Genomic DNA, 25,716 nt, shown 5'->3' with positions numbered 1-25,716 from the left:
TCACCCGCCCGATCAGAAGCCGAAGCGGACCGCGGCGGAGATCGTCCGGCCGGTGATCGATCGTGCGCGGACGATGCCGTTGGTCGGGATCGCGCCCTCCTCGGCTTCGGTGATGCCCTTCACGTCGAACAGATTGTTGCCGTTGACTGACAGCGTGACGTTCTCCGCCGGATGCACCGACACGAACGCGTTGACCTGCGTATAGCCGGGCATCTTGAGCACGTTGTTGTCCTGCGTGAAGCTGTCGGTGGTGCCGATCACGTTCGCGCCGACGGTCAGCCGGCCGACATCGACCTGCGGGGTCGCCTGGAAGATGAACTTGGCCTGGCGACGCGGGCGATTGCCCTCGACCGCGGGGTTAAGCACGTCCTTGGTGATCTCCGCATCGGTATAGGTGCCGCCCGCCGACAGTGAGAACGGTCCGCGTGCGATCCGCCCTTCGAGCTCGACGCCCTTCGCTTCATATTGGCGATTGAAGAAGCGCTGCGTCGTGGCCTCGAAATTCTGCTCCTCGGTGCGCGCCCAGAAGCCGGTGGCGTAAAGCGAGAGGCCGTTCTGGCGGAACTTGAACCCGCCTTCGAGCTGACGGACGAAATCGACTGCGGCGCTCTCGTCGGTCAGGCCACCCGTAGTCGTATTGATCGACGGGCCGAACAACAGGCGATCGGCATTGGCGCGGCCGCCGCGGCTGTAGCGGGCGAACACCGCCGTGCTGTCGGTCAGGCGATAGTTCGCGCCGCCCGAGTAGGACAGATAGTCATAGTTGTAGTTGAGCGGCGACCGGACGTTCGGGATCACCGCAACCTGCCGCTCGGCGGCCGAGATCACGCCGTCGCCGTTGATGTCGACCGTCGTGATGCCGCTGCCGAAGCCCGCCCCCAGATCGGCGCCGGCGACGCTGCCGCGGGCCCGGCCGAAGTCGTAGCGCAGCGAGCCGTCGATGTTGAAGCGACCGATCTCCAACCCGAGCTGTGCGAAAGGTGCGTAGGTCGTGTAGTCGAGATCGTACGACCGGCGGCAGCAATTGCCGAAGCCGTATGCCGAATAGCCCGGCGTGCCGTTCTGCGTGACCGGAACGCCTGCCGCGGTGCGGACGTCGACCAGTACCGAGCGGCCGTCATCGGCGACGGTCTGGACGAACGAGTTCCATAGCCAGTCGCTCTTGATGTCCTGGCGCGAGGCGTAGAAGCCGCCGGTGATCGCCAGCGTCCCCGAACCCAAGGGCACCGACCCGTTGAGGCGGATGTCGTTGGTGATGTTGTTCAGGCTCTTCAGGTCGACGTCGAACAGCACGACGTTGGCGAGCAGGCCGTTGCCGTTGAGCGACGCCGGGTTGGTGATTCGCTGGCCGGCCTGTGCGCCGCTGGCATAGAACAGCTGCGATCCTGCGCCGCCGATGCTGTCGGCGATCGTCTGCGCCGAGCCGACGGCGGACGGGAAGGGCGAGGTGAAGCCGCCCGAGATGTCCGAATAGCGGAACCGCTCGACCACGTTCCAGCCGTCCGCGACCGGGATCTGCGTCTCGAGCCCGGCCGAATAGACGACCGGATGCTGGCCATCGGCGATCGAGCGCGTAACGAGTTGGTTGTTGCCGTCGAGCGTCTGCACGGTGCGGATATTACCGCTGTGCAGCGTGCCGTTGTTGATCGAGAAGTTGGTGATGTTGCTGTAGGTCGGATCGCTGTTCGTGCCGGTCACCTGCACCGGGTTCGGCAGATAGCCGATCGCGCGGTCGTCGAGATACTTGCCGTACAGGCGGACATAGCCGCCATTGCCGAACGACTTGGTGATGTTCGCCTTGAACTGGCCGCCCTTGACGCCGTCATAGCCGACCTGCCGCTGGCCATCCCCGATCCGGTAGAAGCCGCCGAAATGATAGGTCAGCGTGTCGGACAGCTTGCCGCCCTGGTCGAAATCGACGCGGAACTCGCGATAGTCGAGCCCGCTGGTCAGCTGGAACGCGCCGCCTTCCTGCTCGCCGGTCTTCGAGATGAAGTTGATGACGCCGCCGGGCGAGTTCGATGCGAAGGTCGAGGCGGAGCCGCCGCGGACCGACTCGATCGTCCGCACGTTGAAGTCGGCGCGCAGGAAATTGTCGGCGTTGCCGAACGTGATGTCGCCGAATTCGAGGATCGGCAGGCCGTCTTCCTGCAACTGGAGGAACTTCGAGCCGCCCGACGCGACCGGCAGGCCGCGGACCGAGATGTTCGCATTGCCGTCGCCGCCCGAGGCCTCGACGCGAATGCCGGGGAGGTTGCGGAGCAGTTCGCCCGAGGTGCGCGGCGCAAGCTGGACCAGCGCGTCCGAGTTGATCGAGCTGGTCGTGATCGAGGTATTGAGGCGGTTCGTGCCGCGCGCGACGGCGGTCACGACGATGTCGTCCTGCGGGGCGTCGGCAACGGGTGCAGCGGCGGTATCGGCAGGCGTCGCTGCCGGATCGGCCTGCGGAGCGGTCTGTGCGGCCCCTGCGGTAGCGAACGATGCGGCGGCGATGCCAGCCAGCAATGCGTGACGTACTTTCATGCGACTCTCCCTGCGCGACGGCTTTCTGAGAAGCCCAAGGCCGCCTACTATCGCGCTTGCAATCGATTGCAACAGATTTTCGCAATCGATTGCAGAAATCAGGCGGACTGTCTCCTAATCAGCACAGGGGTAACGATCGCAGACTCGGCGGGCTCGCCGGCGACACGCTTCAGCAGGCGATCGACCATCAGTTCCGCCCCGATCGCAAGATCTTGCCGGATCGTCGTCAACGGCGGTGACGTGTGTGCCGCCAACGAGACGTCGTCATATCCGATCACCGCGGTCGTGGTGGGAACGTCGATCCCCGCCTCGGCCAGCGCGCGCAACACGCTCATCGCCGCGACGTCCGATGCAGCGAAGATCGCGTCGGGAACGGTGCCGCCTGCGAGTTGCTCGGCCACCGCGGCATGAACCGCCTCGGGACTCATCGGCGTTGCCAGTACCGTGTGCGTCACACCGGCCTCGTCGGCCGCCGCGGCGAACCCGGCAAGCCGGTCCGCAAACTCCGGCGGGGCCGGGTCGCCAACGAACAGCAGTCGCTGACGCCCTTGCGCGATCAGATGCTCCGCTGCGAGCCGACCGCCCGCAACATTGTCCGAACCGATCGTCAGGTGATGCTGGCCGGAACGGTTCGCGCCCCACACGATCAGCGGGCGATAGCGCTGTGAAACCCGCTCGATCGCCGCGAACTGATCCGACTGGCCGACCAGCAACAAGCCATCGATGCGGCCGCTGTCGACCAGCCGTTCGAGCCAGTCGTCGGCATCCGGAATGACCCGCGACAGCAGGATATCATAGCCGCGCTCGACCAGCAGGTCGGCGAGGAATCCGAGCAGCGACAGGAAGAACGGATCGGTCAGATGCTGCGTCTTCGCGTGCCCCAATGGCAGCACGAGGCCGATCGCGCCCGTACTCTTCATCCGCAGGTTACGCGCGAGCTGGTTGGGCCTCACGTCGTGCTCGCGCGCCAAGGCCCGGATCCGCGCCTGTGTCTGCGCATTGACCGAACTATGGCCCGCCAGCGCGCGCGAAACGGTCGCGGTCGAAACCCCGGCGAGTACGGCCAGATCGGCGAGTTTCATGGCACATCATCCTCGTCGTCGCCGAACCGATGCTTCCATTACTATCGCCGATCGCCCGCCGCAATGATGCGTCAGAAGTCCTTACGCAGCAGCAGCCCGGCATAGCGCTTGTCGTCGCGCGGCACGAACCGGACGGTGCCCGCGAACGTGCCCGCGGTCAGGAACGACGAATAGGACGTGTTCGTAAGATTCTTGACGTACGCGCGCAATTGCCAGCCGGACGTATCGCTCAGCACCGCGACGCTCGCGTTCCAGATCGCGTAGGACGGCTGCACCGTGCTCGGCGTTTCGGACAGCGCATATTGCACCTTGCTGCTGAACGTCACGTCGGTCTGGAGCTCGAGCGCGAGCGTGTCGGTGATGCCGAACTTGTACGCCGCATTCTCGTACAGCTTGATCTTCGGCGCGTAGGGGAGCGGCTGGCCGTTGATGTTGCAGCTCGTCGGCGCGCCGGTCGGGCACAGGAAGTTGCGCACCGTCGCATCGGTATAGGCAGCGGAGATGTCGAGCGTCAGGCCCTTGGTCGGGCGCAGCGTCACGTCCGCCTCGACGCCGCGCGAGCGGACCGATCCGGCGTTGATCAGCCGGCTGACCTGCGCGCCGGCGACGACGTCGTTGAAGCTTGCCTGATACCCGTCGAAATTGGTCGTGAACGCGGCCAGGCTATAGCTCAGCGCACGGTTCGCGGTGCTGCCCTTCAGCCCGATCTCGTAGGAGTTGGACGTCTCCGGGCTCAGCGGCACTTCGTCTAGCGGCGTCGTCGCGTTCAGCGAGCGCATGTTGAAATACACGTTGTACGCCGGGCCCTTATAGCCATGCGAATAGGTGAAATAGGTCTGCGCATGGTCGCCCAGGTCGTACTGGAGCCCGAGGCGATAGCTGTCGCCGCGCTTGTCCGTTCCGCCGCTGGTGTTGTGATATGCCCGGATACCGGCGGCGTCGAGCGCGGACGATCCGGTGTTGAGCGGGTCCGCGGTCGAGGTGCGGACGTGATAGTAATCCAGGCTGTCCCACGTCGAGCGATAGCCGGCGATACCGCGGAAACGCTTGGTGAAATTGACGTTCGCCTCGCCGAACACCGCGTAATTGTCGTTGGTGATGCCGTAGTTCGCGACGCCCGTGGTCGTGGTCTGCGCGCCGCTCGCCGCGAGCGAGGTCAGCGTGCGCCGATACTGCTCGTCGGTCGTCGCGTGCAGGTAATAGGCGCCGACGACATAGTCGATCAGGCCACCCTTGGGCGAGGTGAGGCGCAGCTCCTCGGAGAATTGCTTGGTGTTGACGCTGCCGGCATCCTGCCCCGACGGGAAGGCGGTCGAGAGCGCGGCGACGCTGTCGTAATCCTGGCGCTGGTTGTTCAGCCACTGCCGCCAGCCGGTGATCGAGGTGACGTGATAGTCGCCGAGCGCGAGTTCGCCGGTGAACGACCCGCCGTAATTCTCGTCCTTCACGTCGGTGATCGAATTGTTGTTGGTCTGGCGATTGCTTGGACCTGCGGTAATCCCGCTCGCCCCAAGCGCTGCGGCGAGGGTCGTCGAATTGGTGACGACACCGGTCGGATAGGCGGTGCGGCTGGTGGCGGCATAGACGCTGGTCGGCGTCGTATCGTGCGAGTTGAGATAGTCGCCGATGATTGTGAACTTCAGGTCGTCGGAGGGCGTGACGACCAGCTTGCCGCGCGCGCCATAGCGGCGGTACCCGTTGACGTCCTTCCCCTGCGCGACGTTGCGGACGTTGCCCTTATAGTCGTCGTACAGCCCGCCGATCAGCGCCTGCACCTTGCCGGGGACGAGCGCACCCGAGATGCCGGCCTTGATCCGGTATTCCTCGTCCGAGGTGATGCCCGCCTCGCCGAACGCGCGGAACTCGTCGGTCGGGCTCCGCGTGACGATGTTGACGACGCCGGCCGAGGCGTTCTTGCCGAACAACGTGCCCTGCGGCCCGCGCAACACCTCGATCCGCTCGACTTCGCCGAGATCGAGCGTCGACTGGCCGGGACGAGTGAGGACGACGCCGTCGAGCACGGTCGACACCGATGGCTCGACGCCCGGCGAGGTCGTGATCGTACCGACGCCGCGGATGAAGATCGTGCGGTCCTTGTTCGACGCGCCGCTGCGGAAGCCGACCGACGGGATCGTCGCGGCGATATTCTCGACCGTGTTCAACTGGCGCTCGGCAAGCGACTGGCCGCTGACCGCGGTGATCGCGATCGGTACCGACTGGAGCGTCTCGTTGCGATAGCGCGCGGTGACGATCACCTCGTCGCTCTGCGCAGCCGGGGCGGGCGTAGTGGTCGGCACCGTTGCCGGTGTCGTCGCAGGCGTATCCTGCGCAACAGCCGGCGTGGCGAGCGCTGCGAGTGCGGTGCCGGCGAACAGCGCGACACGGCGTCGCTGGGTGCGTGGGTCGATCATGGGTTCCCTCCCCTGAAGTGATGCCGCCTTGTAATTCCCATTCGTACGATGGGTATAAAGAACGATATGCAGGCGCGTCGTATCAGCTTTAGCGCGCCTCGACTGGTCGCAATGTCGGCAACAGCAGCTGTATCCAGCCGACCGCCAGCAGATACGAGACGCTCGCGAACAGGAATAACGGGAGATATCCGAGGCCTGCGGTGAGAACGAGCCCTGCGACCTTGGCGATCACCATCCCCCCGACATTGCCGCTGAACGATCCGAACGCGGTCACCCGCCCCAGTTTCTCCTGTGGCACGACATCGGCGATCAGCGCGAAGAGATTGGTCGAAAATGCCTGATGTGCCGCCAAGGTCAGCGCCATCAACCCGATCGTGACCGCGTAATTGCCCGCATACAGCACCAGCGGGATCGGCAGCACGCAGAGCGCGGCGACCAGCAATATGCCCTTCCGCACCGCGTTGACGCTATAGCCCAGGCTCAGCAACCGCGTCGAAACGCCGCCGCCGAGCAACGACCCGACCGCCGCGCCACCATAGGCAATCGCGAGCGGCACGCCGAGGGCGACGCCGGTCAGCCCATATTGCCGGTGGAAAAAGTCCGGCAGCCAGAACAGCAACAACCACCACGTCGCGTCCGACAGGATTTTCGCGCCCGCAACCGCCCAGGTCTGGCGATTTCGCAGGATCGGGCCGTAATCGGTCGGCGCTCCGAGATCGGTCGCGGCCGGAAGGGGCGGGGAGAAGCGTACGCCCCGTGTCGCGATCAGCCAGACCGCGGCCCAGACGAGCCCAAGCGCACCCGCCGCCACGAACGTCCCGCGCCATCCGACCAGCAGCGCGACGCCGGGAATCGCGAGCGGCGCCAGGATCGCACCGATGCTGTTGGCGGCATTGGTCGCGCCGAACCCGCTCGATCGCCAGTTCTTCGGCAGCACCGACGCAATCGTCTTGATCCCGGTCGGCGTCCCCATCGCCTCGGTCGCCCCTAGGCTGACGCGGATCATCACGAACTCGGTCATCGACCGTGCCCAGCCATGCGCCATCGCCGCGATGCTCCATGCGGCGACGCCGATCGGGTTCGCCCATTTGACGCCAAGCTTGTCGACGATCCACCCGGTGAACAGGAACGCGAACGCCGCGCCGCCCTGGAACCACGCGGCGAGCGTCCCGTAATCGTCGTCGCTCCAGCCGAGGTCGGCGGCGATCGTCGGTTTCAGCACGGAAATGATCTGGCGGTCGACGAGGTTGAGAATGCCGGCAGTGACGACGAGCGCGAACAACAGCGCACGGGCGCGGGCGCTAAGTTGCGCGACGGTCTTGGTAGGCTTGGTCATAAGCCCCCAGCATGGACGACGCGCGAGCGGTGGCCAGCCAGTTTCTCTTCGCCGAGCCGGTTATTTGGTTGCAGGGGGTGGGGCTCACTCACTCCCCCGATCTGACCGGCGGTTATCCCACTCGAGCGAGAAAGCTTGTTTCCCCGCGAAGGCGGGGACCCAGACTGGGCTCCCGCCTTCGCGGGAGAACAAGGAGGGAAAGGGGGGGGCGGCCGCCAACCCAGCACCACCACCCCGGCGAAGGCCGGGGCCCAGTTGGGGGACGGTGCCAACTGCGCGTAGTCCCTAGTTACTGCGACCTTTCCAACTGGGCCCCGGCCTCCGCCGGGGTGGCGCTATTGTGGGGTGGGTGCGTAATTGAACCGAAGGCGACCAATCAAATCACCAAAGGCCCATGCTCGATCCGCGGCAACACATGCCGCGCGAACAGGTCCGCCTCGGCAGCATGCGGATACCCGGAGAGAATAAACGCATCGATCCCCTCCGCCCGGTACGCATTCAGCTTAGCCAACACCTGATCCGGATCCCCAACGATCGCCGCCCCGCACCCGGACCGAGCCCGCCCGATCCCGGTCCAAAGGTTCGCCTCGGCATACCCATCGTCCGACCCCTCGCGCAGCTCCGCCTGACGCCGCACGCCAGCCGACTGCGAATCGAGCGACCGCTCCCGGATCGCCCGGCCCTCGGCATCGTCGAGCTTCGACAACAGCCGATCAGCCGCAGCGCGGGCTTCGGCTTCGGTCTCGCGGACAACGACGTGGACGCGGTAGCCGAACTTTAGCGTGCGCCCATGCTTGGCCGCCCGCGACCGCAGATCGGCGATGATCGCCCGCACCGCGTCCATCGTATCCGGCCACATCAGATACACGTCGGCATTGGTCGCCGCCGCATCGCGCGCAGCCTCCGACAGCCCCCCAAAATACAGCGCCGGGCACTTACCAGACAGCGTCGTCACGCGCGGCGGATCGACCTTGAGCTTCCAGAACTCGCCATCATGGTCGAGCGGCTTCCCATCGAGCAACGTCCGCAGGATGTGCATCGCCTCGACCGTTCGCGCGTACCGCGGCGCGCTCTCCAGCTTCTCGCCCGGCAGGTCGCTGGAGATGATGTTGATCGCCAGCCGCCCGCCGAGCATCCGGTCGATCGTCGCGATCTGCCGCGCAAGCTGCGGCGGCCAGCTCTCGCCGATCCTCACCGCCATCAGCAGCCGCAATCGCTTGAGCATCGGCGCGATCCCCGCAGCGAACGCGGTCGTGTCGATCCCCAGCGCATAGCCCGACGGCAGCAGGATGTTGTCGTAGCCCGCGGTCTCGGCCTGCATCACGATGTCGCGGCAATGCTCCCAGCTCGACTTCAGCGCGTCGTCGGGCACGCCGAGAAACTCGTAATCATCGTCGCACAGCGCGGAAAACCAGCTGATCTCGCAAGGAGGCAAATCCGTCATGGCAAATTCTCACCCATCCCGGCCTGCAGCACGGCATACCATTCGGCCCGCGTCCACTCGACCTTGTAAGCATCCGCCGACGCCGCGATCCGCGCCGGGGTCTGCGACCCGACGATCGGAATGATCCGCGCCGGATGCGCCATGATCCACGCGAGCGTCGCCGTCGCCGCATCGACACCATAGCGCGCACCGTGCTCGGCGAGCAGCTTGGCAGCCGGATGATCGCCCTGCGCCAGCCGCCCGCCGCCGAGCGGCGACCACGCCATCACCGCGACATCGAGCCGCATCGCCTGGTCGAGCGTCCCGTCGAACAGCGGCGCGGTCCGCAGCGGCGAGAACTCAGGCTGCGTGCTGACGATCGGCTGGCTCAGAAAAGCCTGCAACGCGTCGAATTCGCCCACGCTGTAGTTCGACACGCCGATGCTGCGGATCTTGCCCGCCTCGACCATCCGCGTCAGCGTCTCCGCGACCTCGTGCGGATGCGTCAGGAAGTCGCGGCGGTGGATCTGGTACAGGTCGACCTGCTCCACACCCATCCGCGTCAGCGACGCTTCCAGCGCATCGTCGAGATACGTCGCGCTCGAATTATACGGGATGCCGGGACGGATGCCCGCCTTGGTCGCGATCACCATTTTTGCACGCAATGACCGGTCCTCGGCCAGCGCGCGCCCGAACAGCGCCTCCGCCGACCCGAACCCGGCGGGCACGTCGCAGCCATAGATGTCCGCGGTATCGAAGAAATTGATTCCGGCCGACAGCGCGGCTTCGATCATCGCATGGACCGGCGCGACATCTCCGGCCAGCCGCCACATGCCCCAGGCTATCGGCGAAACAAGGATTTCGCTCTTGCCGAGCGGGCGAAGGTCGTTGGAAAGGCGGATCGTCGTCATGCAGGCGGCCATGGCATAGGGAATGACAGCTTGGTAGCCACGATCAGATACGGTGTCGTCGGAACGGGCATGATGGGCGTCGAACACCTTCGAAACCTGGCGATTTTACCCGGCGCCGAAATCGTCGCGATCGCCGATCCGGTCGCGACCTCGGTCGGCTGGGCGACAGACGCGCTCGGCGACCGCGCCGCCGATGTCGCACGGTTCGACAGCGTCGAGGCGTTCGCAAAGGGCGCCGACGTCGACGCGATCATCATCGCCTCGCCCAACAACACGCACCGCGACGTGCTCGAACGGCTGTTCGACATGGGCGCCGCGATCCTCTGCGAGAAGCCGCTGGCCACGACGATCGAGGACGCCCGCTGGATCGTCGAGCGCGCCGCTGGCCATGCGAAGCCGTTCTGGACGGGCATGGAATACCGCTTCATGCCCCCCGCCGCGGCGTTCATCGAGCAGGTCCACGCAGGGCGTGTCGGCCGTTTGCAGATGCTCTCGATCCGCGAACACCGCTTCCCGTTCCTCCCCAAGGTCGGCGACTGGAACCGCTTCTCCGCCAATACCGGCGGCACGATGGTCGAGAAATGCTGCCATTTCTTCGATCTGATGCGGCTGATCGTCGGGTCCGAAGCGGTCCGCGTGTATTGCTCGGGCGCGATGGACGTGAACCATCTCGACGAACGCTATGACGGCCAGCGTCCCGACATCATCGACAACAGCTTCACGACGGTCGATTTTGCGAATGGCGTTAGGGCGATGCTCGATCTCAGCATGTTCGCAGACGGTGCTGAGAACCAGGAGGAGATGTCCGCCACCGGCGACGCGGCGCGCCTCGACGTCCTGATCCCCGCAGGCGAACTCGTCTATTCCCCCCGCGTCGGCTTCCTCAACCCGAAACAGGTCGAGCGTAGTCACATCGCCGTCGATCCCGCCGCCAAGGCCGCCGGCTCGCACGAAGGCGCGACCTACTACCAGCACGCCGCCTTCGCCGCGGCGGTCCGCGGCGAGGGGCCGGTCCAAGTGTCTGCGGAGGACGGCCTGCGCGCCGTCGCAATCGGCACGGCGGCCGAGATCAGCGCCCGCGAATACCGCGTCGTGACGATGGCCGAACTCGGTCTCTAGAAGAATGCCCCCGCATCGCTCGTACGATGCGGGGGCAGCCGGTTCAGGCCATCTTCCCGATCACCTTGTCGAGCGTCAGCGGATATTCACGGACCCGGACGCCGCACGCGTTGTAGACCGCATTGGCGATCGCCGCACCGACGCCGCACAGGCCCAGCTCGCCGATCCCCTTGGCCTTCATCGGCGAGGATTTGGTGTCGACCTCATCCATGAAGAACACGTCCTGCATCGGAATGTCGGCGTGCGCGGGCACGTGATATTCGGCGAGGTCGTGGTTGACGAAATAGCCGAACCGCGTGTCGACGACCGCGTCCTCCATCAGTGCCGCGCCGACGCCCATCGTCATCGCGCCGATCACCTGGCTGCGTGCCGATTTCGGGTTGAGGATACGACCCGCAGCGAACGCACCACTCATGCGACGGACGCGGATCTCGCCGGTCGCCGAATCGACACCGACCTCGACGAAATGCGCGCCGAACGTGGCCTGCGCGTACGTCTTGGTCAGGTCGCCGAACTCGATCGAGTCCTCGGCCGAAAGCCCGGCATCGCCCGCGGCTTCCGACAGCGAGACGCTGCGGTTGCCCGACTTCACCTTGCCGTCCTCGAACACGACGTCGCTCGAGTTGAACCCGAGCTTGCGCGCCACCGAATCGCGTAGCGCCATGCACGCCGCATAGACGCCCGCGGTCGAGCTGTTGCCGCCCCACTGGCCGCCCGAACCCGACGAGGCCGGGAAGCTGCTGTCGCCAAGCAGGACGATGACCTTGTCTATCGGCACGCCCATCATCTCGGCTGCGGTCTGTGCAATGATCGTGTAGCTGCCCGTGCCGATGTCGGTCATGTCGGTAGCGACCGTCACCACGCCCTTCTTGTCGATCCCAACGCGCGCGCCCGACTTCATCGTGACGTTGTCGCGGAAGGCCGAGGCCATGCCCATGCCGACGAGCCAGCGGCCGTCGCGGACTTGGCCCGGAACCGGGTTGCGCTTGTTCCAGCCGAAGCGCTCGGCGCCGGTCCTCAGACAGCCGACCAGGTCGCGCTGCGAGAACTGGCGCGACGGCTTTTCCGGATCGACCTGCGTATCGTTGATGATCCGCAGCTGCACCGGGTCCATCTTAAGCTTTTCGGCCAGCTCGTCCATCGCCGCTTCAAGCGCCAGCAGGCCAACGGCCTCGCCCGGCGCACGCATCGCATTGCCTTCCGCGAGATCGAGCACGGCGAGACGCGTGGCGGTCATGCGATTGGCGCCCGCGTACAGCAGGCGGGTGGCGTTCGGCGCGGTCTCGGGACCGCCACCGGGAAGATCGCCCGACCAGCTCTCGTGCGCGATCGCGGTGATCTTACCGTCCTTCTGCGCGCCGATGCGGAGGCGCTGGATCGTCGCCGGGCGATGCGTCGTGTTGTTCATCACCTGCGGCCGCGCGAGCGCGAGCTTCACCGGCCGTCCACCGATCGCACGCGACCCGAGCGCGGCCATGACCGCATCGCTGCGGACCCACAGTTTCGACCCGAACCCGCCACCGACATAAGGCGACATCACGTGAATGTTTTCCTTCGGCAGCAACAGCGTCTCGCTCATGTCGCCGACTGCCCAGGCGATCATCTGGTTCGACGTCCACAGCGTGAGCTTGCCGTCCTTCCACGCCGCGGTGGTGGAGTGCGGCTCCATCATCATGTGGCTCTGGTCTGGCGTGGTGTAGCGCTCGTCGACCTTGACGGCCGCCTTGGCGAACGCACCTGCGAAGTCACCGACGGCGGTGTCGGGCGTGCCACTCTTTGGCTTGGTGGCCGAGGCTTTTGATGCGGCGAGATCGAAGTTGCCGGCGGTCCGCGCGTAGGTGACGCGGAGCAGCTTGGTGGCGGCGCGTGCCTGCTCGAACGTCTCGGCCACGACGACCGCGACGGCTTGGTCGTAATGCTGGACGTCGGGCCCGGCGAGCATCCGTGCCGTGTGGTTCTTGGCTTTGCCGAGCTTACCGGCGTTCTGGTAGGTCACGACCGCGAGCACGCCTGGAGCGGCCTTCGCATCGGCATCGTCGATGCTCTCGATCCGGCCCTTGGCGATCGCCGCACCCAGGATGTAGCCATAGGCGGCGTTCGGCGCGACGTCGTTGCGCTCATAGGCATAGTGCGCGGTGCCGGTGGTCTTCAGCTTGCCATCGACGCGGTCGAGCGGCTGGCCGAGCACCTTCATGCGGTCGGTCGGGTTCGCCGTGGCGGGGGTATCGAACTTCATGGCGATCAGGCCTTTGCGTCTTCGAACACGGCGCCGATGGTGCGTTCGACCAACGGCAGCTTGAACGCGTTCTGGGAGGTGGTGCGGGCGCCGGCGAGGACCGCCGATGCGGTCGCCTTGGCGCCATTCGGCATCTGCGCCTCGGCGGCTTCGACACGCCACGGCTTGTGGGCAAGGCCACCGAAAGCGAGTCGTCCGCGACCGCCCGGCTGGATCACGGCGGCAACCGAGATCAGCGCGAACGCATAGGAGGCACGATCACGCACCTTCTGGTAGATGTGCGTGCCACCGATCGGCTTGGGCAGCGTGACGGCCGTGATCAGCTCGCCGGGCGCGAGCGACGTCTCGATGTTCGGCGTCGCGCCAGGGAGACGGTGGAAGTCGGCAATCGGGATCGCCCGAGTCTGCCCGGCGGCGTTCACCGTCTCGACCGTCGCATCCAGCACCCGCATGGCAACCGCCATGTCGCTCGGATGCGTCGCGATGCACGCGTCGCTCGTGCCCATCACCGCGAGGTTGCGGTTGAAGCCGCCGATCGCGGCGCAACCGCTGCCGGGCTGACGCTTGTTGCAGGGCTTGGTGGTGTCGTAGAAATACGGGCACCGCGTCCGCTGAAGCAGATTGCCCGCGGTCGTCGCCTTGTTGCGAAGCTGCCCCGAAGCACCGGACACCAGCGCGCGGCTGAGCACGCCGTAGTCCTTCCGCACGCGCGCATCGGCGGCGAGGTCGGTGTTGCGGACCAGCGCGCCGACCCGGAGGCCGCCGTCGGAAGTCGGCGTGATCTTGTCGAGACCAAGGCCGTTGACGTCGATCAGATGCTGCGGCGTCTCGATCTGGAGCTTCATCAGGTCGAGCAGGTTGGTGCCGCCAGCGATGAACTTCGCGCCCGGCGTGCGGATCGCGGCGCTGGCCGCTTCCTTCGCCGAGGTGGCACGCTCGTAGGTAAAGGCCTTCATGCGGAGCGCTCCGTCCCGGCGACGTCATGGATCGCGTCGATGATGTTCGAATAGGCACCGCAGCGGCAGATGTTGCCACTCATCCGCTCGCGCAGTTCGTCGGTGCTCACCGTTGGCTGGGCCGAAATATCGCCAGTGACATGGCTGGGGATACCGGCCTTGATCTCGCCAAGCGTCGCGACCGCCGAGCAGATCTGGCCGGGCGTACAATAGCCGCACTGGTAGCCGTCATGCTTGACGAATGCGGCCTGCATCGCGTGCAGCTTCTCAGGCGTGCCGAGACCCTCAATCGTCGTGATCTCCTCGCCCTCGTGCATGACGGCCAGCGTCAGGCAGCTATTGATCCGGCGACCGTCGACGATGACCGTGCACGCACCGCACTGGCCGTGGTCGCAGCCCTTCTTGGTGCCGGTGAGCTTCAAATTCTCGCGCAGCGCGTCGAGCAGCGTGGTGCGCGTGTCGACGTTGAGCTTGGTGGTGCGGCCGTTGACCTTGAGCGTGACGGGCATCGTCGGCGGGGCCGCCTGCGCGGTACCCTGCGTCTGAGCTTGTGCCGCAGGCGCCGCGGCCAGCGTAGCCGACGCGACACCGCCGGCGATCACGCCACGGCGCGACACCGGAAAACCTTCATCCTGATGCATATAAACCCCTGTATATGTTGGCCTAACGGGTGAAGCGCGGCAAAGTTGCGCTACTAGGCATTTGGTTCCGTGAATTTTGCGTCACGGAGGTTTCGGTAGGGTATTGAAATGCGGACGATTTCTTCCAGCGTGTCGGTGCGATTGTACCACCTCGACGACAGCGGCGAGGGCGGGGCGGCAACGACGCTGTTCTATGGGCCGCTCGGGGAAGCGCTCGCGATTGCCGCCCAGCAGGAGGAGGACGTCCAGGCCGGGCTGTATCTCGCCACCGAGAACGACGTCGTCGCGTATTTGGATCTGGAGGACTAGGACGCCAAGCTAACGATCTAGCGCTGCTCTACCCCAATAGCACCACCCCGGCGAAGGCCGGGGCCCAATTGGAAAGTTGGCCGTAACGGTGCGTTGCCAGCCGTTACCAAGCGCTCCCAATTGGGCCCCGGCCTTCGCCGGGGTGGTATTCGTGTTCAGATGCTTCACGTTCCCGGCGTGAACCCGTCATCGCGGTCCGGCGGCGTCGGCGCATGCACTTCGGCGCAGATAGACCGCAGCGCGCCCTTCATCCCTTCCTCGAACGTCGGATGATAAATCGGCAGATCGAGCACCTCGGTAGCGGTCCAGCCGCTCTGGATCGCCCACGCGATCAAGTGCGCGCTATGCTCGACCGCTGGCCCCGCCATGGTCGCACCGGTCAGACGCCCGTCGCGGCGATCCGCATAAAACCGGACCAGCCCGGCATTGCACGCCTCGACCTTCGCCCGGCCCTGATCGTCATACGACGCAGTGCCGATTACGCTGTCGGCATCGTCGTCCTTGGCGATCTTGCCGATCACCGCGACATTGGGGTGCGTGAAGGTGATCGCGAACGGCACGGTCCGCTTGCCCGGCGTCACCTCGGGATAGCTCGCCGCGTTACGGCCGGCGATCGTCCCCTCCGCCGATGCCTCGTGCAGCACCGCGCGATCATGATCGGCATCGCCGGCAATGAAGATCGGCGCAGTGCCGCATTGCATCGTCTCGCAATCATACTCCGGCATCCCGTGATCATCGAGTGCGAGACCAGTGGTCTCTAGTCCGATATCCTTGATCCGTGGCGGACGACCGGTCGCGACAAGCAGATAGTCGAACCGCCGTTCGCCCGACGCGGATCCGGTCCAAGCCAGCTTGACGCCGTCGCCATCCGGCTCGACCGTGAGCTCGACCCCGAGCAAAATCGGCATCTCGCGCGACAGGATCGCGTGATAGGCCTCGGCGACGTGGGAGTCCTTCAACCCGCCGATCGTCTCGCCGGTGTCGAACACCATCGTCTCGACGCCAAGCCGCGCCATCGCCTGCGCCAGTTCCAAGCCCAGAGCGCCAGCACCGACGACGCCGATCGATTCGGGCAGGTCGGCGAGTTCGAAGATGCTTTCGTTGGTCAGCACGCGGTCGCGCACCGCGTCGAACATCTCGGGAATCGCCGGGTTCGATCCGGTCGCGATCACCACGGACTTCGCGTGGACCTCGCTGCCGTCGCTCAACGACAGGATCGTCGCACCCGCAAATTTTGCGCGTGCTTCGATCTTCACTTCCTCGGGCAGCTTATCGATCGATTTCTCGACCCCTGCGACGAACGCATCGCGCTCCTTACGGACTCGCGCCATCACCGCGACACCGTCCACCTTGCCCGACGCTTCGACCCCGAACACCGATGCGTGCTTCACCGCGTGCATCGCATTTCCGGCCGCTATCAACAGCTTGGAGGGCATACATCCCACGCTCGCGCAGGTCGTGCCGCCGAAGCCTTCGTCGATCAGCAGCGTCTTGGCGCCGTTGCGACGCGCGCTGCGCTCGGCGGCAAGGCCGGCGGTTCCGGCACCGATGATTGCCACGTCGCAGGTCAGCTTGGTCATAAGTCTCTCCGTTGCCGGAGAATTCCGGGGCCACGGTCAACGAAACCTTCGATGCCGCCCAGCCGTTCCGCGGTGCAGCACATTCCTAGTCGAAGGACGCTTATGTTAACGCTTCACCACCTGAACTACTCGCGCTCGATCCGCGTGATCTGGCTGCTCGAAGAGCTCGGCATCGAATACGATCTCGTCAAATACGAGCGTGACGAGAACTTCCGCGCACCGCCCGCGCTCAAGGCGATCCACCCGCTCGGCAAGGCGCCGGTGCTGGTCGACGATGCGCTGACCTTGGCTGAGAGCGCGCCGATCCTGTCGTACATCGACGAGCGGTACGGCAACCGCCGCTTCTCGCCACCGATCGACAGCGATGCGGCCGCCGTGCACGACGAATGGCTGCAATATGTCGAGAGCTCGGCGTCGTTGCCGATCATGATGACGTCGCTCGGCAAGCGGATGGGCGGCCTGCCCGACGCCCTCAGCAAGTTCACCGGGCCAGAAGTGACCAAGACGCTCGACTATATCGGCGCGGGCGTCGGCGATGGCCCGTATCTGATGGGGGAGCAGCTGATGCTGGCCGATATCCAGATGTGCTACATACTCGCGATCGCCGAGAGCGACGGATTGCTCAAGGAGCACCCCGACGTCGCGGCCTATCTGGATCGCCTGCGCGCCCGTCCCGCGTTCATCGCCGCGACTGAAATCGGTGGCCCGCTGATGCCGGCCCGCCGTTAAGCCTGCCGCGAGGGGGTGACGGCCGCGTTACCCCCCGAAGCTGCGGCCACCAAAGCCGCCGCCGAAGCCACCGCGCGAGATCACCGAACTGCGCGACTGTACGCGGGCGGGGGCCCTGGCGGTGGTAGGCGTAAACGCATCCGACCCTACCCGCGTCCGGCCTGTCACATAGTCCCGGTTGATCCGGCCACCCGCACCGCCGTAATAATTGCCATCGCGGTCGCGGTACATCGGTGCGCCGCGGTTGCCGAAGCCGCCGTTGAGCGCCTGCCCGACCAGGAACCCGGTCAGCAGCGGCGTGAAGAAGCTCCCGCCGCTGCCGTTGTTGCGCGGCTCGCACTGCGCGGCGCCATATTGCTCCTCGCAGGTCTGGCGATCCTCGAACCGAGGCCCGGTCTTCGCCGCGTCGGCCTTGGCTTGCTCGAACGCGGTGTCGCATTGCACCGCCGAAAGCGCGCCGGCTGCGCGGCATTCCGCTACCGACGCATAGCTCTGCGCCTCGACGGGCTTGCCGCCGACATCGCCGTCGCACGCGGTCAGCGAAATGCCCGATCCTGCGATCAGGCTGGTGAGGACGATCGATCTGGAACGCTTCATCGCAATGCCCCTCAGTTCGTCATGCAGGCGGCGTTGAGGATGCCGACGCACAGCGAGATGCTGCCCATATAGGTCGCCGCCGCGATTTCACCGCGGACGATCCGGTCGTTAAAGTCGCGCATCACGAAATGCTGGACGACCAGGAACGTGACGATCTGGATCACGCCAGCAAGCAACGCCCACACCGCGAACTCGACCAGCGAAACGGTATGCGTCAGCGCGGACGCGAGTGGCAGGACATAGCCGAGCAACGCCGCGCCGAGCGTGATCGCCGCGGCGGTATTGCCTTCGCGGATCAGCGACTTCTCGTGATACGGCGTCGCGACCTGGTAGACGATCTTGAACAGGATCGTGAACGCCCCCGCCGCGACGAACGCGATCAGGAAGGCGAGCGCGCTGGCGCCGAAGCTATATTGGTCGATCATGGCATTTCCCCCGGAGCCGTCTCCGCGTGACGCTAGGCGCGGAACTCGCCGAGTTCCAGTGCCACGCCCAGCATGATCTCGAACGAGACGTCGCCGGACTCGGTCTCCATGTCGATCGCGAGCAACAATTCGCGGCCGTCGTCGCCCGGCAGGTCGCGGCTGAACAGCATGCAGGTCTGGAAGATCCGGCGGTCGACGATCCCGTCACGGTCGTCGTGCAGTTCCTCCCAGAACGTCACGGGCTCCTGCTCGCTCGCTTCAGGGCCGAACCATGCGCGGCTGTATTCGGGCAGTCCCTCGGCGGTGAAGGTACGCGCCTTGAGCCGGCTCTTCCACGCCGGCCGCTCGGCAGCCGACGACGGATAGCTGCTGTGCCACGGTGCGAACAGCGTGACATCCGTGACGTCCTGCCCGTCGCGGTCGTTCGACACCGCTTGGAACATGATGTCGTCGTCGGTGTAGAACCGGTGGACGAACCCGCCTTCGTTGAGGTCGATCAGCCCCTGCGCGACGATCACCAGCGTATCGCGGTCGAACGGGAACAGCAGTTCCGACCCGAACCGCCGCCACGCGAGCGGATCGACCGTTACCGTCCGCCCCAGCGTGACGTTGCGGACGACGGGCAGGGCGTTGCCGTCAAGCGCTGGCTTGCGGCCGAACAGGCGATCGAACATGCAATCCTCGCGTCTCTGTGGTTGGCGTGCCTCTTAGGCCAAAGCGCGCGGGCTCGCAAAGCGCAACCCCGTCATCCTGACGAAACACCCTGGTCATCCTGACGAAAGTCAGGACCCAGAGCCAACAGCGCCGCCCTCCGTGACCCTGGGTCCTGACTTTCGTCAGGATGACGGAAGTGGGGAGGGTGGCAGGCGCTCGCGAAAAGCCTATGTGTGCGGTCGAGCGACAAGCACGGGAGTTCTTGCATTGACCGACATCTGGACCGTCCGCAGCCTGAAGGCCGCGCTCGACACGTCCGAGCCCGCGAAAGCCGGCGAGTTTTCCGCTCGGATCCTGGAGGGCGCTGACCCGGTGCTGCTGGTGACGATGCACCACCACGGCGACCTCGAATTGTTCGTCAACGTCAGCGAGGCGCAGATCGCGTGCTCGACGCTACTGTGGCCGTGCGACGAGCAGGAGGATCAGCTGGCGTTCAACACCTTCCTGCTGAAGTCGCAGAAGCTGGTGCCGCTGTCGAACTTCGGGATCGGCACCGTCGATGGCCGCGACTATTACGAGCTGTTCGGCGAACTCGCGACGTCGAGCCGGCTCGATACCGTGATCATCGAGCTGCGCACGCTTGCCGAGAATGCGATCGATGCGGCCACCGACCTGCGCCACGCGCAGATTCCCGCCGCCTGAACTGATACAAACGGAGAGACTGGCATGGCCATCTGGAGCAAGCTTTTCACCCTCGGTCGTGCCGGCGCGCACGAAGCGGGCGCGGCGGTCGTCGATGCGAACGCCCTGCGTATCCTCGACCAGGAAATCCGCGATGCCGACAAGGCGCAAGGCAAGGCGCGCGACGATCTCGCGGGGCTGGTAGCGCGTCGCCGTATCCTCGAAACCGAGGTCGAGAGCTTCCGCGCTCAGGCAACCAAGTACGAGGCCTCCGCGCGGATCGCGGTCGAGAAGGGCAACATGGACCTCGCGCGCCAGGTCGCACAGCGGATCGCCGATCTCGAGCAGGACATCGCGCTGAAGTCCCCGCAGGTCGAAGACATGCGCGCCGCCGAGGAGCAGATCCACACCGCCGTCGCGCAGACCGATCGGAAAATCGAGCAGCTCCGTCGCGAGGTCGAGGTCGTCAAGGTCAACGAGTCGGTGCAGAAGGCGCAGGCTTCGGTCGCGTCGGGCAGCATGGGTGCGGGCAACAAGCTCGGCTCGGCGGCGGACAGCCTCGCGCGCATTCGCGAACGCCAGGCGATCCGCGGCGAGCGGATTAAGGCGGCGGGCGAGCTGGAAGACCGCCGCACCGGCGCTGATCTCGACGAGAAGCTGCGGCTGGCAGGCATCGGACCTGGGCAGTCGTCTGCGGATGACGTGCTCGCGCGCCTGACGGCGCCGAAGACGCCGGAACTCGGCCAGACGCTGCAGATCGAGCAGCGCGACGACTCCAAGACGTCGGACTCCTGATGCGCCGGATCGCGGTCGACCCGCGCGGCGACTGGCGCGAACGGGCCGACGCGATCGGGTTCGTCTATCACGACACGGATGGCGAACCCTATTGGGACGAGGGTGCGGCGTACGCCTTCACGCTGGCGGAGATCGAAGACGACCTCGAACCCGCCGCGGAACAATTGCATGCGATGTGTCTCGATCTGGTCGACGAGGTGGTCCGCGACCAGCAACTGATGGAACGCCTCGCGATCCCGCGCGAGCAGTGGAACTACGTCGCGGAGACATGGCGGACGCGCCAGCCGTCGCTCTACGGGCGGTTCGACTTCGCCTATGACGGGACGGGGCCGGCCAAGCTCTATGAATATAACGCCGACACGCCGACCTCGGTGTTCGAATGCGCGACGTTCCAGTGGATGTGGTTGGAGGATCTGCTGGCCAGCGGTGCGTTGCAGGCCGGGACGGACCAGTTCAACAGCCTGTTCGACAAGCTGCGCGAGCGATTCCGGGCGCTGTTCCCGAGCGGCGGCTTCGTCCATTTCGCCGCGGATGCGTCGGCGGTCGAGGACCGCCAGACGGTGCGGTTCTTCGAGGATCTGGCGTCGCAGGTCGGGATCGAGCCGAAGTTCGTCGAGATGAAGGACATCGGCCTCGCCGCCGACGGCCGTTTCGTCGATACCGAAGGTTTCGAGGTGCAGGCGGCATTCAAGCTGTACCCGTGGGAGTTCATGCTCCGCGAACCCTATGCGCCGAACCTGTCACGCGCCGACGTGCGCTGGATCGAGCCGGCGTGGAAGTCGATCCTGTCCAACAAGGGTATCCTGCCGCTGTTGTGGGAGCGTCATCCCGAGCATCCGAACCTGCTCCCCGCGTTCTTCGACGACGATCCCGCCGCGAAGATCCTCGGCCCGAAATATGTGCGCAAACCGCTGTTCTCGCGTGAAGGCGCCAACGTCGAGGTGATCGGCGATAGCGGCCACGCCGTGCTCGACCAGGGCTATGGCGCGGAGGGCGCGATCCGCCAGGCCTATGCGCCTCCACCCATGTTCGACGGTCGCCATCCGGTGATCGGCGCGTGGATGGTCGGCAACGAAGCCGCCGGGATCGGCGTTCGGGAGGATGACACGGTCGTAACGCGCAATCTCGCGCGGTTCGTGCCGCATATCATCGAGGCGAAAGATGACTGACGAGCGAGACCTGCCCCCGCTGCCGCCGATGGAGCGCCTAGTCGAACTGATGTTCGACGCCGCGCGGACCGGGCGGGACGAGATGATCCCGGCGCTGCTGCAGGCGGGCGTCGATATCGAGGTGACCGACGCGAAGGGCTACACACCGCTGGTGATCGCCAGCTACAACGGCCAGGCCGAAGCCACCGCGGCCCTCCTCGCGGCAGGCGCACAGGTCGATGGCGCAGCGGATGCGCGCGGCAACACCGCGCTGATGGGCGTGTGCTTCAAGGGCTATACCGAGATCGCGCAGATCCTGCTCGACGCGGGTGCCGACGTGAACCGGCGCAATGGCGTCGGCCAGACCGCGCTGATGATGGCCGCGCTGGTAAACAAGACGGCGATCATTGATATGTTGCTGGAGCACGGCGCGGACCCGGCGATTGCGGACGCGGCGGGGAACAGCGTGCATTCGCTGGCGGTGTCGCAGGGTAATGCGGCGTTGGCCGAGCGCTTCGCAACGACCGGTTAGCTATCCCAAATTGTTCACCCGCGAAGGCGGGTGCCCAGTCTGGGCACCCGCCTTCGCGGGTGAACAAGCTTACTGCACTTCGTTAGCCATCGACCTCGAGCGCGGCCCCGGCATGCGTCTTCGGCAACACCGCCCCGACATGCGCCTCGCCCCGAGCGTCGGCCAACCGCATCTGTCGCTCGCGCTCGGCATATCCCGCCCGCTGCGTCTCGTCCCGCGCATCATGACACGACGGGCAGCTGATTCCCTCGACGTATAATGGCGACGAACGGTCCCCGGCGCTCACCGGCATCCGGCACGCATGACACAGCACATGACTTCCGAGCGCAAGGCCATGTCCGACCGCAACCCGCTGATCGAACACGAAACATTCCCCCTCCCACAAGCTCTCCGCCGCGGGCACGGTCTCCAGATATTTCAGGATGCCACCCTTGAGGTGATACACCTCGTCCAGCCCCTCGGCCTTCAGGAACGCAGTCGACTTCTCGCACCGTATCCCGCCGGTGCAGAACATCGCGATCTTCGGCGGCGGGCCATCCCCGACCAGTTCGTCACGATGCTCACGAAACCACGCCGGAAAATCCCGGAACGTCCGCGTCTGCGGATCGACCGCGCCAGCAAACGTCCCGACCGCGACCTCGTAATCGTTGCGCGTATCGATCAGAATCGTCCCAGGCTCGGCGATCAGCGCGTTCCAGTCCTCGGGCTCGACATAGTGGCCGACGCCCTCCAGCGGATCGATCGCGGGCTCGCCCATCGTCACGATCTCGCGCTTCAGCCGAACCTTCATCCGGTGGAACGGCATCGTTTCCGCGCGCGATTCCTTGACGTCGAGATCGGCACATCCCGGCAGCGCGCGGATATGCGCGAGTACCGCATCGATCCCCGCCTCGGACCCCGCGATCGTCCCGTTGATCCCCTCGGCAGCGAGCAGCAGCGTCCCCTTCACCCCGTTCGAACAGCACACGAGCGCGAGCGGCGGCTGGATCGCGGCGATGTCGGCGAACGGCGTGAAGCGGTACAGCGCCACGACGCGGATGGGCAGGGTTTCGGTCATCGGTTCATCGTGCAGAGGAGGAGTTGCGCCCCCTTAGCGCAAGTCGCCCGCCGCGTCAGCCTGCGGTGACGATCATCCCGTCGACCACCGCGACTGGCCAGGGCGTCAACCGCGTTCCCCCGCACGGTCCGCCGACGCACGCGCCGCTGTCGATCTCGAACAGCGCGGAATGCCAGCTACACGCGATCAGGTCCCCGCGCGGCGTGAGATAATCGTCGAGCACCTGCGCGAGCGGCAGGCCCATGTGCGGGCAGCGATCGACATAACCGAACACCGCGTCATCCTTGCGCACGATGAAGCCGTGGAAGCGGCCGGCGCGCATCTGGAGCACGAAGTTCCGCGCCTTGCCGTCCACGATCGCGTCGAGCGGCGCGAGCTTGATCCCGGCCGGCGTCGCGATCAGCCGTTCGCCGTCGCTCATGCGAGGTCGGCGTCGGGTTGCCGGTCAGGATGCGCTGCGGCGAAAGCGGGGAGGGCGCGGGCGTTCTCTGCTGCCGCCTTGAGCTTCGGGTAAGGGGTAAGATCGACCGCGAACCGTTCGGCGGAGTAGACTTGCGGGACGAGATGGCAATCGGCGATCGTCGGCGTCGTCCCGAACGCGAAGCCGTCGCCATAGTGCGAGATCTGCGTCTCGAGCGCGGCGAAACCGTCGCCGATCCAACGCGCGATCCAGCGGTTTACCGCTGCCTCGTCGGCCCCGAACTCGGTGCGCAAGGCGTTCAGGATGCGGAGATTGTTCACCGGGTGGATGTCGCAGGCGATCGTCGCCGCCATCGCACGGACGATAGCCCGGTCGCTCGAGGCGGCAGGAAGCAGCGGCGGATCCGGGTACGTCTCGTCGATCCATTCGAGGATCGCGGGGCTCTGTGTCAGGACCGCGTCGTCGGTCTCTAGCGCAGGCACGAGTCCCTGAGGGTTGAGCGCACGATACCCCGCCTCGCGTTGCGCTCCTGTGCGAAGGTCGTGCGCGACCTGCCCATAGTCCAAGCCCTTCAGGGCAAGCGCGATGCGGACGCGGTAGGCGGTGGTCGAGCGCCAATAGCCGTGCAGCGTCAGGCTCACTTCGGCAGGATCGCCTTGGGGAAATCCGACCAGACCGCATCGTAATCGAGCTGCGAATGCTTCAGCGCATAGGCGGTCGGCTTATACGGCCAGCAGCTCTCCAACATGAACGCCATCGTCCCGTCGATCTTGTGTGGCTTCAGGTCAGCCGCACTCGCACCCTGCCAGCTCGCCAGATCCGGTCCGTGGCCGGACATTAGATTGTGCAGCGAGATACCGCCCGGCGCGAACCCCTCCGCCTTCGCATCGTATGCGCCGGTGATCAGCCCCATAGCTTCGGACATGACGTTGCGGTGGAACCAAGGTGGCCGGAACGTACCCTCGGCGACCATCCAACGTGGCGGGAAGATCACGAAATCGGCGTTCGCGCGACCGGGCACGTCGCTCGGCGAGGTCAGAAGCGTGAAGATCGACGGATCCGGATGATCGAAGCTGACCGTGTTGATCGTGTTGAACCGCGACAGGTCGTAGCGCCACGGCGCGAGATTGCCGTGCCACGCGACGACATCGAGCGGCGAGTGATCGAGCGTCGTGGTCCACAGCGAACCCATGAACTTCTGAACGACCTCGACCGGTTCGTCGCGATCCTCGAACCAGGCAACCGGCGTCTCGAAATCGCGCGGGTTGGCGAGGCCGTTGGCGCCGATCGGGCCGAGATCGGGCAGGCGGAACAGCGCGCCGTGGTTCTCCGCGACATAGCCGCGCGCTTCGCCATCGGGGAGTTCGGCACGGAAGCGGACGCCGCGCGGGATCAGCGCGATCTGGCCGGGAGCGATGTCGATCCGGCCGAGTTCGGTCAGCAACCGGAGCCGGCCGGCTTGGGGCACAAACAGCAACTCGCCGTCCGCGTCCATGAACACACGCGAGGTCATGTCGGTGTTGGCGGCGTAGACGTGGAGCGCGACGCCTTCGAGATCGGCGGGATCGCGGTTGGCGAGCATCGTCGTCATGCCGTCGATCAGGTCGGTATTCGGAGCGGGGGCCTCGATCGGATCCCAGCGGAGGCGGTTGGGCGCGAGCGGTGCGTCGGTGGTGCCGGGCGCGAACCGCTTGGCGCCGGCGTAGCGCTCGAACGGCGGATGCTCGGCAGTAGGGCGCATCCGGTAGAGCCAGCTGCGCCGGTTCTCGTGGCGCGGTGCGGTGAAGGCGGTACCGGAAAGCTGCTCGGTATAGAGGCCGAACGCGGGGCGCTGCGGCGAATTGCGGCCGATCGGCAGCGCGCCGGGGATCGCCTCTGTCGATACGTGGTTGCCGAAGCCGGGCTGATACGCCGCGTGTGGCTCGGTCTGGCCGGCGGTCTCGCCTGCAGCGTTGGTCGGCTGGTGGATTGTCATGGCTTCCTCTCCGTCACCTGTTCCGATCAACGCCCGAACCGCCGGCCGTTCAAACTTTTACCCCTCGCCCCTCGGGGGAGAGGGAGGGAGACGCGCTCTTGCGCGGCGGAAGGGTGAGGGCACGTGCTTGCGTCGCCCGTGCCCTCATCCTCGGCGCTTGCGCGCCTTTCCCTCT

At 65.9% G+C, this 25,716-nt stretch carries 24 protein-coding genes; 7 read left to right on the top strand and 17 right to left on the bottom strand.

From position 1 onward, the window contains the following. Positions 1–12 precede the first annotated feature (12 nt). The 6 genes from BM244_RS04425 to BM244_RS04400 form a co-directional block, all read right to left on the bottom strand. Positions 13–2,523, bottom strand: a complete 2,511-nt coding sequence (locus BM244_RS04425; RefSeq protein ID WP_093397618.1) for a TonB-dependent receptor domain-containing protein — start codon at positions 2,521–2,523, stop codon at positions 13–15. Positions 2,524–2,621: 98 nt separating this feature from the next. Beyond that, on the bottom strand, positions 2,622–3,605 hold the full coding sequence (locus BM244_RS04420; RefSeq protein WP_093397616.1) for a LacI family DNA-binding transcriptional regulator: 984 nt from the start codon (positions 3,603–3,605) through the stop codon (positions 2,622–2,624). A 71-nt stretch (positions 3,606–3,676) separates the two neighbouring features. Continuing rightward, the gene (locus BM244_RS04415) at positions 3,677–6,016 is read right to left on the bottom strand and encodes a TonB-dependent receptor (RefSeq protein ID WP_093397615.1); all 2,340 of its coding nucleotides are present in this window, start codon (positions 6,014–6,016) and stop codon (positions 3,677–3,679) included. An 88-nt stretch (positions 6,017–6,104) separates the two neighbouring features. Continuing rightward, positions 6,105–7,352, bottom strand: a complete 1,248-nt coding sequence (locus tag BM244_RS04410; RefSeq protein ID WP_093397613.1) for an MFS transporter — start codon at positions 7,350–7,352, stop codon at positions 6,105–6,107. A 376-nt stretch (positions 7,353–7,728) separates the two neighbouring features. After that, positions 7,729–8,796 carry an LLM class flavin-dependent oxidoreductase gene (locus BM244_RS04405; RefSeq protein ID WP_093397612.1) on the bottom strand — a complete coding sequence of 356 codons (1,068 nt, stop codon included), beginning with the start codon at positions 8,794–8,796 and terminating at the stop codon, positions 7,729–7,731. Then, positions 8,793–9,686 carry an aldo/keto reductase gene (locus BM244_RS04400; protein ID WP_093398112.1) on the bottom strand — a complete coding sequence of 298 codons (894 nt, stop codon included), beginning with the start codon at positions 9,684–9,686 and terminating at the stop codon, positions 8,793–8,795. The genes BM244_RS04405 and BM244_RS04400 overlap by 4 nt, the downstream gene beginning before the upstream one ends. Before the next feature lie 30 nt (positions 9,687–9,716). Between BM244_RS04400 and BM244_RS04395 the strand changes: the two genes are divergently transcribed. Beyond that, positions 9,717–10,805, top strand: coding sequence for a Gfo/Idh/MocA family protein (locus tag BM244_RS04395; protein WP_302847244.1), 1,089 nt, complete (start codon positions 9,717–9,719; stop codon positions 10,803–10,805). Positions 10,806–10,848: 43 nt separating this feature from the next. Here the strand turns inward: BM244_RS04395 and paoC are convergent, their stop codons facing one another. The 3 genes from paoC to paoA are packed head-to-tail and all read right to left on the bottom strand — an operon-like array spanning position 10,849 to position 14,638. Then, on the bottom strand, positions 10,849–13,041 hold the full coding sequence (gene paoC / locus BM244_RS04390) for an aldehyde oxidoreductase molybdenum-binding subunit PaoC (protein ID WP_093397610.1): 2,193 nt from the start codon (positions 13,039–13,041) through the stop codon (positions 10,849–10,851). Positions 13,042–13,046: 5 nt separating this feature from the next. After that, entirely contained in the window at positions 13,047–13,997 is a 951-nt protein-coding gene (locus BM244_RS04385; RefSeq protein ID WP_093397609.1) for an FAD binding domain-containing protein, read from the bottom strand. Continuing rightward, the gene (paoA, locus tag BM244_RS04380) at positions 13,994–14,638 is read right to left on the bottom strand and encodes an aldehyde dehydrogenase iron-sulfur subunit PaoA (protein WP_093397607.1); all 645 of its coding nucleotides are present in this window, start codon (positions 14,636–14,638) and stop codon (positions 13,994–13,996) included. The genes BM244_RS04385 and paoA overlap by 4 nt, the downstream gene beginning before the upstream one ends. A gap of 108 nt (positions 14,639–14,746) precedes the next feature. Between paoA and BM244_RS04375 the strand changes: the two genes are divergently transcribed. Further along, on the top strand, positions 14,747–14,947 hold the full coding sequence (locus BM244_RS04375) for a hypothetical protein (RefSeq protein ID WP_093397606.1): 201 nt from the start codon (positions 14,747–14,749) through the stop codon (positions 14,945–14,947). A 164-nt stretch (positions 14,948–15,111) separates the two neighbouring features. On the opposite strand, the gene BM244_RS04370 is transcribed toward BM244_RS04375, so the two are convergent. After that, positions 15,112–16,527, bottom strand: coding sequence for a dihydrolipoyl dehydrogenase (locus BM244_RS04370; RefSeq protein ID WP_093397604.1), 1,416 nt, complete (start codon positions 16,525–16,527; stop codon positions 15,112–15,114). Between the two features lie 102 nt (positions 16,528–16,629). Here BM244_RS04370 and BM244_RS04365 point away from each other — a divergent pair, with 102 nt between their 5' ends. Continuing rightward, on the top strand, positions 16,630–17,256 hold the full coding sequence (locus tag BM244_RS04365; protein WP_093397602.1) for a glutathione S-transferase family protein: 627 nt from the start codon (positions 16,630–16,632) through the stop codon (positions 17,254–17,256). Between the two features lie 27 nt (positions 17,257–17,283). Here BM244_RS04365 and BM244_RS04360 read toward each other — a convergent pair whose 3' ends face one another. Genes BM244_RS04360 through BM244_RS04350 form a run of 3 tightly spaced genes read right to left on the bottom strand, consistent with a single transcriptional unit; the run spans position 17,284 to position 18,952 of the window. Continuing rightward, positions 17,284–17,853, bottom strand: a complete 570-nt coding sequence (locus tag BM244_RS04360) for a DUF1190 domain-containing protein (protein ID WP_093397601.1) — start codon at positions 17,851–17,853, stop codon at positions 17,284–17,286. Positions 17,854–17,864: 11 nt separating this feature from the next. Next, positions 17,865–18,278 carry a DUF350 domain-containing protein gene (locus tag BM244_RS04355; RefSeq protein ID WP_093397599.1) on the bottom strand — a complete coding sequence of 138 codons (414 nt, stop codon included), beginning with the start codon at positions 18,276–18,278 and terminating at the stop codon, positions 17,865–17,867. Between the two features lie 32 nt (positions 18,279–18,310). Continuing rightward, positions 18,311–18,952, bottom strand: a complete 642-nt coding sequence (locus BM244_RS04350) for a DUF2491 family protein (RefSeq protein ID WP_093397598.1) — start codon at positions 18,950–18,952, stop codon at positions 18,311–18,313. A gap of 247 nt (positions 18,953–19,199) precedes the next feature. On the opposite strand from BM244_RS04350, the gene BM244_RS04345 reads away from it, so the two are divergent. The 4 genes from BM244_RS04345 to BM244_RS04330 are packed head-to-tail and all read left to right on the top strand — an operon-like array spanning position 19,200 to position 22,088. Continuing rightward, positions 19,200–19,634, top strand: a complete 435-nt coding sequence (locus tag BM244_RS04345; protein ID WP_056049210.1) for a YjfI family protein — start codon at positions 19,200–19,202, stop codon at positions 19,632–19,634. Positions 19,635–19,658: 24 nt separating this feature from the next. Next, on the top strand, positions 19,659–20,408 hold the full coding sequence (locus BM244_RS04340) for a PspA/IM30 family protein (RefSeq protein WP_056058968.1): 750 nt from the start codon (positions 19,659–19,661) through the stop codon (positions 20,406–20,408). Further along, on the top strand, positions 20,408–21,577 hold the full coding sequence (locus BM244_RS04335; RefSeq protein ID WP_093397597.1) for a glutathionylspermidine synthase family protein: 1,170 nt from the start codon (positions 20,408–20,410) through the stop codon (positions 21,575–21,577). Before BM244_RS04340 ends, BM244_RS04335 begins: the two co-directional genes overlap by 1 nt. Beyond that, positions 21,570–22,088 (top strand): ankyrin repeat domain-containing protein, encoded by a 519-nt coding sequence (locus BM244_RS04330; RefSeq protein WP_093397595.1) that lies wholly within the window; start codon positions 21,570–21,572, stop codon positions 22,086–22,088. The genes BM244_RS04335 and BM244_RS04330 overlap by 8 nt, the downstream gene beginning before the upstream one ends. Before the next feature lie 82 nt (positions 22,089–22,170). On the opposite strand, the gene BM244_RS04325 is transcribed toward BM244_RS04330, so the two are convergent. Genes BM244_RS04325 through hmgA form a run of 4 tightly spaced genes read right to left on the bottom strand, consistent with a single transcriptional unit; the run spans position 22,171 to position 25,541 of the window. Beyond that, positions 22,171–23,145 carry an oxygen-dependent tRNA uridine(34) hydroxylase TrhO gene (locus tag BM244_RS04325; RefSeq protein ID WP_093397594.1) on the bottom strand — a complete coding sequence of 325 codons (975 nt, stop codon included), beginning with the start codon at positions 23,143–23,145 and terminating at the stop codon, positions 22,171–22,173. 55 nt (positions 23,146–23,200) lie between these two features. Further along, positions 23,201–23,566 (bottom strand): Rieske (2Fe-2S) protein, encoded by a 366-nt coding sequence (locus BM244_RS04320; RefSeq protein ID WP_093397592.1) that lies wholly within the window; start codon positions 23,564–23,566, stop codon positions 23,201–23,203. Next, positions 23,563–24,207: a maleylacetoacetate isomerase gene (gene maiA / locus BM244_RS04315; RefSeq protein ID WP_093397591.1), complete on the bottom strand. Its 645-nt coding sequence runs from the start codon at positions 24,205–24,207 to the stop codon at positions 23,563–23,565. The genes BM244_RS04320 and maiA overlap by 4 nt, the downstream gene beginning before the upstream one ends. Then, the gene (gene hmgA / locus BM244_RS04310; RefSeq protein WP_093397589.1) at positions 24,204–25,541 is read right to left on the bottom strand and encodes a homogentisate 1,2-dioxygenase; all 1,338 of its coding nucleotides are present in this window, start codon (positions 25,539–25,541) and stop codon (positions 24,204–24,206) included. The genes maiA and hmgA overlap by 4 nt, the downstream gene beginning before the upstream one ends. Positions 25,542–25,716 lie beyond the last annotated feature (175 nt).

It is taken from the genome of Sphingomonas sp. OK281 (assembly GCF_900115295.1).
Taxonomy (GTDB): domain Bacteria; phylum Pseudomonadota; class Alphaproteobacteria; order Sphingomonadales; family Sphingomonadaceae; genus Sphingomonas.
Note: the sequence above shows the minus strand (reverse complement) of the source record. Positions and strands in the feature narration are given on the sequence as shown.